Source organism: Sphingobium sp. B12D2B, assembly GCF_025961775.1.
Classification (GTDB): domain Bacteria; phylum Pseudomonadota; class Alphaproteobacteria; order Sphingomonadales; family Sphingomonadaceae; genus Sphingobium.
On record NZ_JAOQOH010000001.1, the window covers coordinates 791,460 to 805,215 of the forward strand.

Genomic DNA, 13,756 nt, shown 5'->3' on the forward strand with positions numbered 1-13,756 from the left:
CTCTGCGGGCCGAAATATGTCCTTCATCCGAAGGACAGGCGGCCTCATGATTTGAGGCCGAACCTTGCCCGGGCTTCCTCGACCGTCGCGGGCTTTGCGCCATAGAGCGCCGCGATCTGCGTCGCGGCGCGCACCATGTCGGTATTGTCCCGCGCGATTGAGCCGTCCGGCATGTACAGGCTGTCTTCCAGGCCGACGCGCACGAGATCGCACCCCATGGCGATGCCCAGGGTGACGAAGCGGAACATGTCCTGCCCGGTGGCGGTGACGCCGACGATGGCCTTGGGGAAAAGCCGCAGGCCCTCATCGATCGAGAAGATCACATTGCGAGCGATCGCCGGCGTTGCCCCGAAGCCACCGCCATGGAGCAGCCACATATTGTCCCGATCACGATCGAAAATGCCCTCATTGGCATAGCGCAGCAGGCGATGGAGGGCGCTGGCTTCCACCACTTCATATTCAAGTGCCGAGCCGCGTTCATAGACCGCCTTGATCGTGCTCTTGAGCAGTTCGGGCGAATTCACATAGGGCGTTTCGCCCGGATAATTGCCGCCCGGATTGTAGAAATCCGCCGAGCCCGCGGCGATGCCGAACAAGTCCTGCGACGGCTCAATGGAGAGAATACCGAGCCGCTCCTTGTCCGATGGCCAGTGCAACTGCCCGGTCAGTTTGTCCCGGCGAACGCCAATGCCGTTGGTGGTCTGCACAAGGATCGGCGAACGGGCGCGAATTTCGCGGATCGCCTCGGCATAGATCGCGGGATCGCCGCTGTTCATGCCATCGGGGCCGCGTGCGTGAAAATGCACCATCGCCGCGCCCGCCTCATAGCAACGCGCGGCCGCTTCGCCGATCTCGACCGGCTGCTTGGGCACCACCGCTCCATCGCGGTCCTGCTGCATTCCGCCGTTGATCGCGACTGTAATTATGACCTTGTTGTCAGCCAGCATTCCGCTTTTCTCCAGATGATGTCTGGAGCCATATGGAAGCGCCGCCGCGCCGTCTGTCCTTCGGATGAAGGACAGGATCGGGGCAATGAGTCAGGTCCAAGCAGCCGGTCTCGCAGCAAGCTGGTGACCAGTTCGCTACCCTAGTGTCCCGCCCTGATCTCCCCGCGCTCGCGATTTCCGGTTGGCTTTGGCGCGTTTCATTGCATAACGCGCATCATGTCGCGAGAACCGGAATTATCCGCTGGCAAGGCGCCCGAGCGCACGCCTTTTGGCAGGCTGATCAACAGTCTTCTGGCGACCGCGCAAATGTCCAGCGCACGGCAGATCGATGCCGAGCTGGATCTTGCCAATCTCGATCGGCGGCTGCTGTCTTTGATCGGTCGCCGGGGCAAGGTGACCTTCACGCAGATTGCGCGCCTCTCGGGCATTCAGCGCGCGCAGATCAGTCGGTCGCTGGCGCACCTGACCGCCAAGGGCCTCGTGCACCGTCCCGACGTGCGCTCCAAGGCGGAATTCACCGAGAAGGGCCGGGCGGTCTACGAGGAAATCCTCGCGGTTGCCATTGCTCGCAATGTGGAGGTCTGCGGCGGGCTCGATGCGCCGACGCGGGACTTTTTCATCCGCGCGACCCGCTTCATGATCGACGAGGCAGCGGCGATGCTCGACGCGGAAATCCAGCTGTCCGGCGGGACGCAGGAGCCGGGGGCGGAGCGCAAGTCGGAGCGGCGCCCCAATGAACGAAACGAGCCGGGCATTGCCGATGCGCGCGTCCATGTGATGGTTCTGCCGCCATTGACGACGCTGGCCTCCTATCTCAACCGCACCGCCACCCTGCTGGCCAAGCGGGTCGGAGCGATTTCATCTTTTGAGGCGGATATGCTGCTGCTGATCGGCAAGAACGAGCCGATGACCCAGCTCAGCCTGACGCGCACGACGGGGGCCAGCAAGAGCCAGATCGTGCGCGCGTTGACGCGCATCGAGAGCATCGGGCTGGTCAACCGCACGAAAGTGCCGGGCCGCCGCGACATCCTGCTCGATCTCTCGGCGGAGGGGCGCGGCTTGTGGCGCCTGCTGACCACGGCGGAGGCTGATCGGGACGCGCGGTTGCTGGGGGTTCTGGAGCCCGGAGAAGAGGCCCGCTATCGCGCCGTCCTCACTTTGCTGATGGAAAATGCGCGCGCGATGGCGCGCGGCTGATCGATCGATCAACCGGTCCCCGGCGATCGTTCGGCGGTATTCAAATCAACAACAGCATTTAGGCAGAAACGCGTCGCGCAGATGTGCGTGACGTGCTGATTCTGGCTGGAATGCCGCTGGTTTCTGGGAAACTGTTTTGGCTGTTCGAGACCTCGTCAAGCTATCTGCCTGAACGGATGATCCATTTCGTTATCAAAATCAACAAAACTCTTGTGCATCGATAATTGGCCTGCAATACCCCTCCCTGCTTCGGTCACCGACAAGGTGCGGGGCCGGAAGCCAGAGGTTTCCATCTAGGGGAGGTTACATGCAGATCGTTCGACGGGCGCCCTTGCGGCGCAATGGATTGCTATTGGCTGGCGCCGCGTTGATGGGGGCGGGCGGCGTCTCTCCGGTTTCCGCGCAAGACGTTGATAATGACGATGAGGACAAGACCTCCGTCATCCATGACATCGTCGTCACCGCCGAGCGGCGCGCGATGAACCTGCAGGATACCCCGCTCTCGATCGTCGCCGTGAACGAAGAAATGGTGGAAGCCCGCGGCATCGAGGATCTGGAGGATCTGGCCAACCAGACACCCAATCTCAGCATCGCCCCGCAGCGCGGCGGCAGCACATCCACCCCCTCCTTCACGATCCGCGGCATCGGCGGCGGCGGTGGCGCACTCGGCGAGCGCGGCGTGGGCCTGTATATCGACGGCATCTACATGCCGCGCACCGCCGGCTCGGTTCTCAAAGTGATCGATATCGACCGGATCGAGGTGCTGCGCGGCCCGCAGGGCACGCTGTTCGGCCGCAACTCCACGGGCGGTGCGGTGCGCTACTTCACCAAGCAGCCGCGCCTCGGCGAGACGGAAGGCTATGCGCAGGTGACGGCCGGCAATTATGACCGGGCGGATATCGTCGGCGCGATCAATATTCCCATCGGCGATACGCTGGCCGTGCGCGCGCAGGGCGCCTATCTGCATCAGGGCGGATGGGTGCAGCGCGGTACCGAGAAGAACGGCGCGTCCACGGACTATGTCGGGCGCGTGCAGGCGTTGTACGAACCCAATGACCGCTTCAGTGCCACGCTGGGTTTTCTCTACACCGATTCCCGCGCCAACGGGTCGCCGATCGTCACCGAGGAGCTCGATCTGCGACCGGGCATCGAGCCCGCCCCGGGCTTTGTCGGCATTCAGGGCAATTATGGCGACTGGCTCAACGATGCCTTCAAGTCCGTCGGTCAGGCGCCGATTGCGCCTTATAACGATCCGCGCGTGGTGACCGGCGACAAATATCGCCAGCACGACATCTGCCTGCTCGATGATTTCAATCCCGACTTCGGCGAAGAGTGCGTGCAGCGGAACACGTCGGTCTATTGGCAGGCCGATCTGCGAATGTCCTACGAGCTGTCCGATGATGTGACCCTGTCCTCGACCTCGGGCTTGTCGAAGCTCGATTTCAACGGGGTGATCGATTATCAGCAGTTGGGCACGGAAAATCGCAAGCTCGATACCGGGTCGAGGGTTTTCTATCAGGAACTGCAGCTCAACGCGGCGCCGTTCGGTGGCGCGCTCGATGTCGTCGGTGGCCTCAATTATTTCTACGAAAAGTCGGATGAGCAGGGCCTAACCATTACCCGCAAGGGCACCAGCGTCTATCCGAACAGCCCTAACGGCAATGCCGATGGCGGCCTGGTCCGCCGGCAGGACGCCGACACGACGCAGGTGGCCAACTCTTTCGGTGCCTTCGTCAGCGCGACCTGGCACGTGACCGACCGGCTCAATTTTACGGGCGGCCTGCGCTATGCGTATGACCGCAAGCGGATCGAATCGATCGAATATGCCTCGTCGGACTTCACGCCGGCGCCCGGCACAACATCGACCTTCGTGGACAGTTCGCGACATTGGCAGCAGGTCGATTATCGCGCGACCATCGATTACAAGATCACGCCGGATATCCTCGCTTATGCGACGATTTCCAAGGCGTACAAGGCGGGCCTCTATAGCTTCTCGATCGCCGACAACATTCCCGGCCCGGCGCAGAGCGGCGACGGCGTGCCGACCGTGCCGCCCGAGACCGTCCGTAACTATGAAGTCGGCCTGCGTATGGCGCTCTTCAACCGGGCGTTCATCGTCAATCCGACCGTCTTCTACATGCAATGGGGCAACCGGCAGTCAGCGCGTCGCGTGACCTGCACGACGGGGCCGTCCTGCCCGCTGGGGTTCAACCTTCAGGTTGTCGACGCCGGCGACATCGACGTTTACGGACTTGAACTGGATAGCCGCCTGCGCCTCTCGCGGAACTTCTCGCTCGATGCCAGCGGCTCGCTGACCGGCGTCAAGCTCGATCCGGTTCGTAATGGCGGGCCCTTCCTCTTCCCGGATATCCCGCGCAAGCAATTGAGCCTCGGCGGAACGCTCAATGTGCCAGCCGAATTCGGCGAGTTCACGGTCAACATGAACTGGAGCTACACCGACGATCAGGCCACGCTGAACCTCGATAACCCAGATTCGAAGTATCAGCTTCCGGCCTATAGCCTCGTCAACGCCCGCGTTCGCTTCATGCCGAAGAACGTGCCGGTGGTGATCTCGGTCTTCGCGAATAATCTGTTCGACAAGACCTACGCAACCGGTGCCACCCGCTTCGGCGGGGCCTATTTCGACAGCTTCACGCCCACCGGCGTGGGCGCGCCGCCGCGCAACATGCTCTCGGTGGTGCGCGGAAAGCCACGCATGATCGGCGCGTCGATCCGTTACGACTTCTGACGGGGGCGGGTGCCCCCGCACCCGCTAACAACATTGCGGCGGGCGGATCGGGTAATCGATCCGCCCGTTTTTTATGAGGCTGGGCTTGGAACGGCTGGGCCATTGCACGAGCGGCGGGGCGTGGATCGGCAGGGGCCCACATCCGCCAGCGGGATCGTTGTGAGATTTTGAAGACAAGCCCGGCGGGTCTCGCCTGGCCGCTTGCGGTTAAAGGCCGAGCACCTTGGCGATTTTGGCGCGGATGTCCTCGGGTGCATTCAGCTTGCCCACCGTGCCTTCCGGCAGGGCGCCGGCCTCGATCCACCAGCCGATGACCGCAACTTCATCCGGGGTGAGCGGCGTGCGGCCGTTCTTGGGCATGAAGTCCTTGTGGTCGGCACGCAGGGTGATGCGGCGATACAGGTCGCTGCGCTGCTTCTCGCCCGGATCGATCACCGCGCCGCTCTCGCCGCCTTCCATCAGGCTCTTGTAGGTCGCCATGGAGAGGGCGCCGCGGCGCTTGTCATCATTGTGGCAGGAGGCGCAGCGCGTCTGCAGGGTAGGGTGGACCACATCGAGGAAGATGTCCGCATCGGCAACATTGGTCACCGGAGGCCGGCCACCGGGGCCAGAGCGTAGCGGGCCGGGCGCGAATTCGGTGAGGTAGGTAGGGCCGTGCGTCAGATTGCCGCCGAAATGGCCGGTGGCCACGAGCAACCCTCCGGTGATCAGGCAGGCGAGCGGCCAGCCTCGGTCATAGATGTTCGGGAATTCGCGCTGCCAGGCCCAGACCAGCAGCGCGCTGGCTGCCAGCAGCACGCCGCTCCAGCGGTGCCAGTTGACCGCCTCGCCGGTGAAGCCGGGCTCGCTCGCGTGCATATAGCCCAATGTCACGGTCAGAAAGGCGCAGAGCGCGCCGATCAGCCATGTCGCCGGGACGGCAGGACGCAGGGCGGCGAAGCGCGGCCAGCGCGTCGCGATCTCCAGTCCGATCGCCAGCATCAGAATGCCGATCGGCAGGTGCAGCACGAGAACGTGGAAGCGACCGAGGAAGAAGATGAAGTCCTGCACGAAAATCCCCCGAATGATGCGGTCCGCTGTGTCCGGACGATGTCAGTTGATGCCGCAGGATTGCCCGGTACGCGCGCAGACCTGCTCGATCAGCTTCATGGACTCCGGCTTCGGTTCTGCGGCGGTCGTCGCCAGGAATACGCCCTTCGCCCAGGTGTAGGGCGTGCGGCCCTCGGCATCCCGAATGTCGAAGCGCGCGCCCTTGCTCGCCAGATAGGCCAGGATCTTGTTCGATCCGCGATTGGCAGCCCCATGAACGGCGGCCAGCCCCATGGCATTCGTCGCGTTCAGATCCTGCCCGAACCGCTCGTGGCAAAGGCGCACGGCTTCGAGCAGCTTGTCCTCGCCCTCGTCGAACGTCTGGAAGAACACCCAGTTGATGCCGGCGGCGGCCATCAGCGGCGTCGTGCCGTTGTTCGTCGTGATATTGGGGTCGGCGCCCTTGCTGGCGAGCAGCTTCATGGCGTCCACATCGCCGGAAAGGGCGGCACGCAGAAACGCCGTCTGCCCAGTGAAATCGACCCAGGACAGGGAGCCAGCCGTCAGCAGCCAGAAGCGGGTCGGCGGATAGCGCATCACCCGCGCATTGGGGTTGGCGCCCTTGTTGAGCAGCGCGCCGATGAACTTGAGCGCACGGGGACGATCCACGCCCTTCTGTTTGGCGGTGTCGGTATCCAGCTCCATGTTGCGCACGTCGACAGCGGCCCAGAGCGGCGTGCGGCCGTACCAATCGGCGGCGTTGGGATTGGCGCCCTTGTCCAGCAGATATTGGGCGACCGGCACATTGTCATTGAGCACCGCCACGAGCAGCGGGCGCGCATCATTGGCCTCGGGCTGCTCGATCTTCGAGCCGGCCTCGACCAGCGCCTTGGCCATCTCGACCGTGCCCTCGCGGGCGGCGAGGTGGAGCGGGGTGATCTTGCCGGGCCACTCGGCGCGCGAACCCTCGGGCGGCACGCCGCCGCGCACGATGCCATCGCCATGCGAGCCGCCGCCTTCGCCGGGCGCGCGGAACTCGGGCTTCCTGCCCAGCTTCGTGGCCGCATTGACGTTGGCGCCGGCCTCGATGAGCGCCTGCACTGCCTCCACGCTGCCGCCGCGCACCGCGAGCATCAGCGGGGTCTGGCCATAGGCCTTGTCGGTGAAATTGGGGTTCGCGCCGGCCGCCAGCAGCGCCTTGACGTTGGCGCCGTCCCCTTCGCCTGCGGCAATCATGAGCGCGGTCTGGCCGGTGTGGGAGAGGGTATCCACAGGCGCGCCGGCCTTGAGCAGGCGGCGCAGCACTGCCGACGCGCCAAATTCGGCGGCCACATGCAAGGGCGTCAGGCCATATTCGTTCGCGAGCCCCGCATTGGCGCCAAGATCAAGCAGGCGGTCGACATCGTCCGCGAGGTTGCGCCGCGCCAGCCAATGCAGCGCAGGCGTGCCGTCGGGCGAGCGGGCATCGAGATTAGCGCCGCTATCGACCAGCTCGTACATGCGCTTTAGCTGATTGTCGCGCGCCGCCGAGGCCATCTGCACGCCCAGCTCCTGCGCCTTGGCCGGCGGCAGCACCGGGCGCTGCGGACGCAGCAGCAGGAAGGCGACAAGGGCGAGCGCCAGGAGCGCCAGGCCTGCCAGCGCGATGCGTTTGCTTGTGGCCGGCATCAGATGTCGATCGTGCCGTCGCTGTCGCCGAAGCTTTCCACCGGTGCGCCCGCCTTTTGCAGGATGGAGAGCAGCAGGTTGGAGAGCGGACGATCCTTGCCGACGCCGCCGCTGATGTGGCGCTTGCCAGCGATCTTGCCCGAGCCGCCACCCGCGACGACGATCGGCAGAGGGCCGTGATTATGAACGTTGGAATCGCTCATCCCGCTGCCCCACATCAGAATGCTGTTGTCGAGCAGCGAGCCATTGCCATCGGGCGTGCTGGCCATTTTCTCGAGCAGATAGCCGAACATGGAGACGTGATAGGCATTGAGCTGCGCCAGCCTGTCCTTATTGGCCGGCACGTTGCTGTGGTGCGAGAGCGGATGGAAGCTCTCCATCACGCCGCTGCCCGGGTAGATGCGGTTGCTGTTCTCGACGGCCAGCATCAATGTGGAAATGCGGGTCAGTTCCGTCTGCCACGCCAGCACCTGCAGATCGAACATCATCTTGATGTGCGTTTCGAAATCCTCGGGAATGCCGATGGGCTTTTCCGGCACCACGATGTCGTGGCTGGTCTGTGCCTGGGTCAGTTCCAGCCGCCGTTCGACCTCGCGCACGTCGGTGAGATACTGGTCGAGCCGCCGCCGGTCCTCGGCCGGCAGATCGGCTGAGAGCTTGCGCGTCTGGTCGGTCACCGTGTCCAGCATGCTGCGCGATTCACTCCAGATCGCGGCGCGTTCCTCCGGCGTGCCACCGGCGCCGAACAGGCGCTCGAACAGCAGTTGCGGGTTGCGCTGGATCGGCAGCGGTGTGTTGGCGTCCTGCCAGCTGATCGTGTCGCGATAGGCGCAGCTCCAGCCTTCGCCGCAGATCGCCGAGGGCTCCTCGATGCCGAGTTCGAGCGAGGGCAGGGGCGTATCCTGGCCCAGATGCTTGGCGGCGACCTGATCCGCCGTCATGCCGAGCTTGTTCACATTCTTGGTCATCGCCGTGCCGGAGAGGTAGACGGCGGAGGAGCTGCTGTGATTGGCCGCAGCCGAGGCATCCTGCGTGTAAGCGAGCGGCAGCGTCAGATCGCTGATGACGTTGATCTTGTCGTGAAAGGCCGCAAGCGGGCGCAGCGTGGGCGACAGCTCGAAGCCGGCCCCCAACGTTGCCGGCCGGAACCTGTCCATCACCGCGCCATGGGGCACATAGAAGAAGCCCAGCCGCGTCCGCGCCGGTGGCAGCCCTGATGATGCGGCGGGTATCATCGATTCCAGGAAGGGGAGCGCAAGACAGGCGCCGGCCCCGCGAAGCACGGTTCGGCGCGAAAGCGATTTGCGGGTAAGGTAGGTCATCGACGTCTCCAGACCTCAGAGCCAAGCGGAAAAGGGCGGGGCGGGCCGGCGCATCAGCCGGCCATCTTCATCGTGAGCGGCAAACCATTGGGATCGAGCAGGCGCAGCGTGCCGGGCGCGGAAGGGAGGATGACTGCCCCCATCTGCGCGAGCGCGGCGGCGACCTTGCCACTGTCGAAGCGGCGGCAACTCACCGTCCAGTCATCCACGGCCGGCTTTTCCCGGCCCACCGTCTGGCGGATGGCGATGGGGGTGTTCGCGGCGGCGAACCAGCGCTGGCCCGGCACCGGCGCGCGCATCTCCTTGAAGAAGAGCGACATGAACTTGCTCGTCGCAGCCAGATCGCTGACGCGCAGCAGGATGCTTTCCATCTTGAGCGGGGTGACGAGGGGCGCGCCCTCCACGATGTTTCCGGCCGGCACCGTCGTGATGGCGAGGCCGGCCGGTTCTTCCAGCAATTGCAGGCCAATGTGATCGGGATCGTAGACGATGCCGCGCATCGCCGGGGCCAGCCCTTCACGCTCGAGGCGCGCATCCATCGCCTTGCGGTCGTATTTCTCGAGCAACACGCAATAATGGTCGATCGCCGGATCGGGCGCGGTGGCGCGCGATCCCAGAGCGATATAGCCCTTGCCCAGCACGACATAATAACGCAGCGGCGGATCGGCCTCCTTGTGGACCGCCGGATTGAACAAGCGGCCATAGAATTGCGCGGCCTTCGTCACGTCCGGCACCAGCATGCCGATATGTTCCAGACCCGTGGTGCGCAGCGGTAGTTCGTCACCGCGCAGGGCTTCCGCGGCCATCGCCACACCCGACGAGAGCGCCAGCGAAAGCAGCGAGCCGGCGGCGATCACGCTGCGCCGGTCGAATATGCCCGCGCCATCGCCCGAAAAGTCATCGCCGTTCATCACTTCTTTCTCCCAATCATGGCGGGCGGCTGCCGGCTGGTGTTCCAGGTCAACTGGCTGGGCGACACGCGCAGCCGATCTTTCTGGCTGCCCGCCGGCATCCGGAACTGCCGGCTGGTGACGACGCCGCGCAGGATCGTCTGGAAGCGATCGCCATTGCCGGCGCTGGTCCGAGCGATCCGGCGTACTTCCGGCATGTCGGCAAAGGTAAGTTCGCGGCCGATGGCGAAGGTCATCAGCTTCTCGATGAAGGTGTGGGTGAAGGCGTCCGAGCGGGCGAGGATGGCGTTGCGCAGATCGCGCGGGCCATTGATCTTGGTGCCGTCGGACATCACGCCGGAGGCATCGACCGGGAAGGCGCCGTCCCGCGTCCGCCACTGGCCGACCAGATCGTAATTCTCCAACGCCAGGCCGATGGGGTCCATCATATTATGGCAGGAGGCGCACACCTTGTTCTCGCGATGCACGGCAAGGCGCTGGCGCAGGCTCGTGGCCTCGGCATTCGCGTCGAGATTGGTCTCCACGCCCGGCGGCGGCGGCGGCGGCTTCACGCCGAGGATGTTCTCCAGCACCCACGCACCGCGAATGACCGGCGAGGTTCTGTTGGCGACGGAGGTGACGGTGAGGATCGCACCTTGCCCGAGCAGGCCACGGCGCACGCTGTCCTTGGGCAGGCTGACCTTGCGGAAATAGTCGCCGCGCACGCCGCTAATGCCATAATGCTGGGCCAGCCGCTCGTTGACGAACGTGTAGTCCGCATCGAGCAGATCGCGGATCGGGCGGTTCTGCAGCATCACATAGCGAACGAGGCCCTTGGTCTCATTCTCGAAAGCGACGCGCAGATTGTCATCGAACGCCGGGCTCTCGCGCTGGACCGAGCGCAATTCGCGCAGATGCAGCCACTGGGTCGCGAAATTGTCGACCAGCGCTTCCGCCCTCGGGTCCGCGAGCATGCGGTTGACCTGCTGGTCCAGCACGGCCGGGTCGCTGAGCTTGTTCTGCGCCGCCAGATCGAGCAATTGCTGGTCGGGGATGCTGCTCCACAGGAAGAAGGAGAGGCGCGAGGCGAGGTCGAGATCGCTGATTGCGAACTTGTCCTGCGCGACCGGCTGCTCGAACCGGTAAATGAAGCGGGGATCAACGAGAATGTAGGAGAGGCCCGCGCGGACACCGTCCTCGAACGTGCCTTGCGCCCGGCCCGCGTCATACATTTTCATGATGGCGTCCACCTCGCCGCCCATCGGCTTGAGCGGGCGGCGGAAGGCAAGGCTGCCGAGGCGCGTCAGGATCGCGCGGGCGCAGGGCTTTTCCTCCATCCAGCTCTTCGGGCGGCAGGAGAAGACCGTGGCGCGTGGCGCGCTGCGGCCCGGCCCCTGCGTCGTGAATGGCCCGTTGACCGCGACGTTGAGGACGAGGCCCTTGGTTAGATAATTGGCATAGATGTCGTTCACGCCCGCGCCGGCGACCTCATCGAGCAGCGCCGCCGTGATCGTTCGCCGCCCGGCGCCCAGCTTCACGCGGACCTTGTCGCCCTTGCCCAGCGCGACCCGGCGGCCATCGATGGTGAGGTTGACGGCCGGCATGGGGGCCGGCGCCCGGCGTCCGGCGATGAATCCGCCGGTGCTGGTGCGCACGCTGATCTCGTAGGTGCCGTCGACCGGGAAGAAATGGTTGACCCGCATCCCGCCCCGGGTGCCGAGCGGCAGCCCTTCCAGATGCTTGGTCTGCACGAGTTTGCCCGGCGCGTTGTAAACAGTCCGCGTCAGTTCGAGCGTTGAAGCGCCCGTGGCGATGCTGCTGATCTTGAGCCCGGCATTGAGATAGCCCTGAATGAGCGCCGGGGAGGTGGTCAGTACGCTGGAGATATTGTCGAACCCGCCGGTCGCGGCATCGGGTGGCAGGAAGTCCGCCGGATTGATCTCCAGCCCGATGAGATCGCGCACGGCATTGGCATATTCTGTTCTGTTCAGGCGGCGCAGGTTGGCCGAGGGCAGTGGCGCGGGCGTGGAATCGAGCCGGTCGGTCAATTCGCCCAGAAAGGAGGCCAGTTCGCCCGCCTCGGGCCGAGGGCTGTTGAGCGGCGGCATGGCACCTGCGCTCACCTTGCGCACCACCTTTTCCCAGATGGCCGCATTCTTGCCGGTATGGTCGAAGTCCATCCCCTCGAAGGAGAGGCCAGCCACGCGCTCCTCCGAATCATGGCAGGACATGCAGTATTTGCCGATCATCGGGTGCGGCGCATTCTCCGCCACGGCGGTCGGCTCGTCGCCCTGCACAGGGAAGGCAGCGCCGAGCGCGGCCAGATAGACTGCGCCCGCCGCAAGAATCACAGCAGCGCCCTGGCGTGATCCGCCGAACCGGGCTGCCTCTCCTGCCATCGCGCTCATTCTCTTGCGCGCCGTTTCAGAAATCCCCTTCATGAGTCTCGGTATACAAAATCAATTTTCTTTTGTCACGCGATGAAGGCAGGATTTCTAATATATGGAAGGAGGGCATGGCGGCGTTGAGCAGCGAACACGATTTCCGAAATCAACTCGTCGCGCAGTGCTGCTCAACCCTCCTCATTCGCGGTGCGCACGTAGAGGCGCGAGGCTTGCCAGAAGCAGGCGCCGGCACAGAGCGGCGTGATCGCGATGAGCAGCAGGGAATAGCGGATGGCGGACTGGCCGAAGTCCGCCGCCAGCACATCGTTGAGAATGCCGACCGCCGTCGGGCCAATGATGTTGCCGACGAGGCCGCCGCCCAGCAGCAGCATCGCGATGGCCAGCGCGCGCTGGTCGGGCGCTACCACATTGACGACGGCGGCGTAGATCGGCCCCTGATGCAGCAGGGTGAAGAAGCTGGCGCCGGCAAAGCCCAGCACCCAGATCGCGGTCTCCTCGCCGAGCAGAAACAGCAGTTCCGCGGGGCCGATCGCCAGGCAGGCGAGCGCCGGAATGCCGACCCGCCAGCGCAACTGGCTCTTACGCAGCCTATCGACCAGCAGGCCGCCCAGGAGAATGCCCGCCGCGCCGAGAAAACCGCGTGAGGGGCCGATGATCGTCGCCGCTTCCGCCATGGTCAGGCCGTGGACGCGCTGGAAGAAGGTCGGCGTCCAGGAGCCGGTCGCCCAGATGTTGGATCCCATGAACGTCATGCCGAGCAGCATCCAGGCATAGCATCGGTTGGCCAGCAACGCGCGCACGTCGGTTCTGATCGCGACAATCGGCGAGCGGTTGTGCGCCGGCCGAACAGCCGTGCGGGCCGGCTCGCGGACCGTGAGCCGAAAGACCAGCGCAGCCACGATGCCCGGCACGCCGGCGGCAATGAACATGGCGCGCCAGCCATAGGTTTCCGCGATCCAGCCGGCGACCGGGAACAGTACGATGTGCGAAATGGTCGCCGCGACGCCGTAGATCGCCAAGGCCAGCGGGCGTCTGGTGGGGTGAAACAGGTCGGCGATCATGGAATTGGCCGGCGCCGTGCTGCTGGCCTCTCCCGCGCCCAGGCAGAAGCGTGCGAAAGCAAGTTGCCAAATGTTGGTAACCCAGCCAGTCGCGAGTGTGACGGCGCTCCAGAAGGCGAGTCCGATGGAAATGATCGTACGGCGATTGAACCGGTCGGCCGCCCACGCGATGGGCAGGCCCATCAGCGAATAGATCACGATGAAAGCAACGCCCGAAACCAGCCCGAGCGCGGTGTCGGAAACGCCCATCTCCGCCTTGATCGCCGGCAAGGCGAGGCCGAGCAGGGACCGGTCCAGATAGTTGAAGATGGAGACGACCATCAGCATTGCGAATGGCCAGGTCGATTGCCAGGGCCAGGGCGCCCGCTGTTCCTTGGGCAGAGGGGATGGGCCGGCCGCGCTCTCCCGGCCGATGGGCAGCGGCTCAGTAATCGGGCGCACGGCGCTTGCCCTGTAATCGGCCAATATGTGTCACCCCGCCTCTCCCC

General features: G+C 64.8%; 9 protein-coding genes. 2 read left to right on the forward strand and 7 right to left on the reverse strand.

The annotated features are described in order from the left end of the window. Positions 1–44: 44 nt before the first annotated feature. Positions 45–947, reverse strand: coding sequence for a 3-keto-5-aminohexanoate cleavage protein (locus tag M2335_RS03815; protein ID WP_264585791.1), 903 nt, complete (start codon positions 945–947; stop codon positions 45–47). Between the two features lie 306 nt (positions 948–1,253). Here M2335_RS03815 and M2335_RS03820 point away from each other — a divergent pair, with 306 nt between their 5' ends. Both M2335_RS03820 and M2335_RS03825 read left to right on the forward strand, forming a co-directional pair. Next, positions 1,254–2,144, forward strand: a complete 891-nt coding sequence (locus M2335_RS03820; RefSeq protein ID WP_264571331.1) for a MarR family winged helix-turn-helix transcriptional regulator — start codon at positions 1,254–1,256, stop codon at positions 2,142–2,144. Positions 2,145–2,451: 307 nt separating this feature from the next. After that, on the forward strand, positions 2,452–4,893 hold the full coding sequence (locus M2335_RS03825) for a TonB-dependent receptor (protein ID WP_264593836.1): 2,442 nt from the start codon (positions 2,452–2,454) through the stop codon (positions 4,891–4,893). Positions 4,894–5,100: 207 nt separating this feature from the next. Here the strand turns inward: M2335_RS03825 and M2335_RS03830 are convergent, their stop codons facing one another. The 6 genes from M2335_RS03830 to M2335_RS03855 form a co-directional block, all read right to left on the reverse strand. Continuing rightward, positions 5,101–5,943: a c-type cytochrome domain-containing protein gene (locus M2335_RS03830; RefSeq protein WP_264593837.1), complete on the reverse strand. Its 843-nt coding sequence runs from the start codon at positions 5,941–5,943 to the stop codon at positions 5,101–5,103. Between the two features lie 42 nt (positions 5,944–5,985). After that, a complete protein-coding gene (locus M2335_RS03835) occupies positions 5,986–7,590 on the reverse strand; it encodes an ankyrin repeat domain-containing protein (protein ID WP_264593838.1) in 1,605 nt (534 codons plus the stop codon). Continuing rightward, positions 7,590–8,912 (reverse strand): DUF1552 domain-containing protein, encoded by a 1,323-nt coding sequence (locus tag M2335_RS03840; protein ID WP_264579780.1) that lies wholly within the window; start codon positions 8,910–8,912, stop codon positions 7,590–7,592. The genes M2335_RS03835 and M2335_RS03840 overlap by 1 nt, the downstream gene beginning before the upstream one ends. A gap of 53 nt (positions 8,913–8,965) precedes the next feature. Further along, positions 8,966–9,823: a VOC family protein gene (locus M2335_RS03845; RefSeq protein ID WP_264593839.1), complete on the reverse strand. Its 858-nt coding sequence runs from the start codon at positions 9,821–9,823 to the stop codon at positions 8,966–8,968. Then, positions 9,823–12,201, reverse strand: coding sequence for a DUF1592 domain-containing protein (locus M2335_RS03850; RefSeq protein WP_264585785.1), 2,379 nt, complete (start codon positions 12,199–12,201; stop codon positions 9,823–9,825). The genes M2335_RS03845 and M2335_RS03850 overlap by 1 nt, the downstream gene beginning before the upstream one ends. A gap of 173 nt (positions 12,202–12,374) precedes the next feature. Beyond that, positions 12,375–13,709 (reverse strand): spinster family MFS transporter, encoded by a 1,335-nt coding sequence (locus tag M2335_RS03855; protein ID WP_264593840.1) that lies wholly within the window; start codon positions 13,707–13,709, stop codon positions 12,375–12,377. Positions 13,710–13,756: the final 47 nt, after the last annotated feature.

Coding starts and splice junctions, on each gene's coding strand:
- M2335_RS03815 (WP_264585791.1), bottom strand. CDS start 947: ATGCTGGCTGACAACAAGGTCATAATTACAGTCGCGATCAACGGCGGA.
- M2335_RS03820 (WP_264571331.1), top strand. CDS start 1,254: ATGTCCAGCGCACGGCAGATCGATGCCGAGCTGGATCTTGCCAATCTC.
- M2335_RS03825 (WP_264593836.1), top strand. CDS start 2,452: ATGCAGATCGTTCGACGGGCGCCCTTGCGGCGCAATGGATTGCTATTG.
- M2335_RS03835 (WP_264593838.1), bottom strand. CDS start 7,590: ATGCCGGCCACAAGCAAACGCATCGCGCTGGCAGGCCTGGCGCTCCTG.
- M2335_RS03840 (WP_264579780.1), bottom strand. CDS start 8,912: ATGACCTACCTTACCCGCAAATCGCTTTCGCGCCGAACCGTGCTTCGC.
- M2335_RS03845 (WP_264593839.1), bottom strand. CDS start 9,823: ATGAACGGCGATGACTTTTCGGGCGATGGCGCGGGCATATTCGACCGG.
- M2335_RS03850 (WP_264585785.1), bottom strand. CDS start 12,201: ATGGCAGGAGAGGCAGCCCGGTTCGGCGGATCACGCCAGGGCGCTGCT.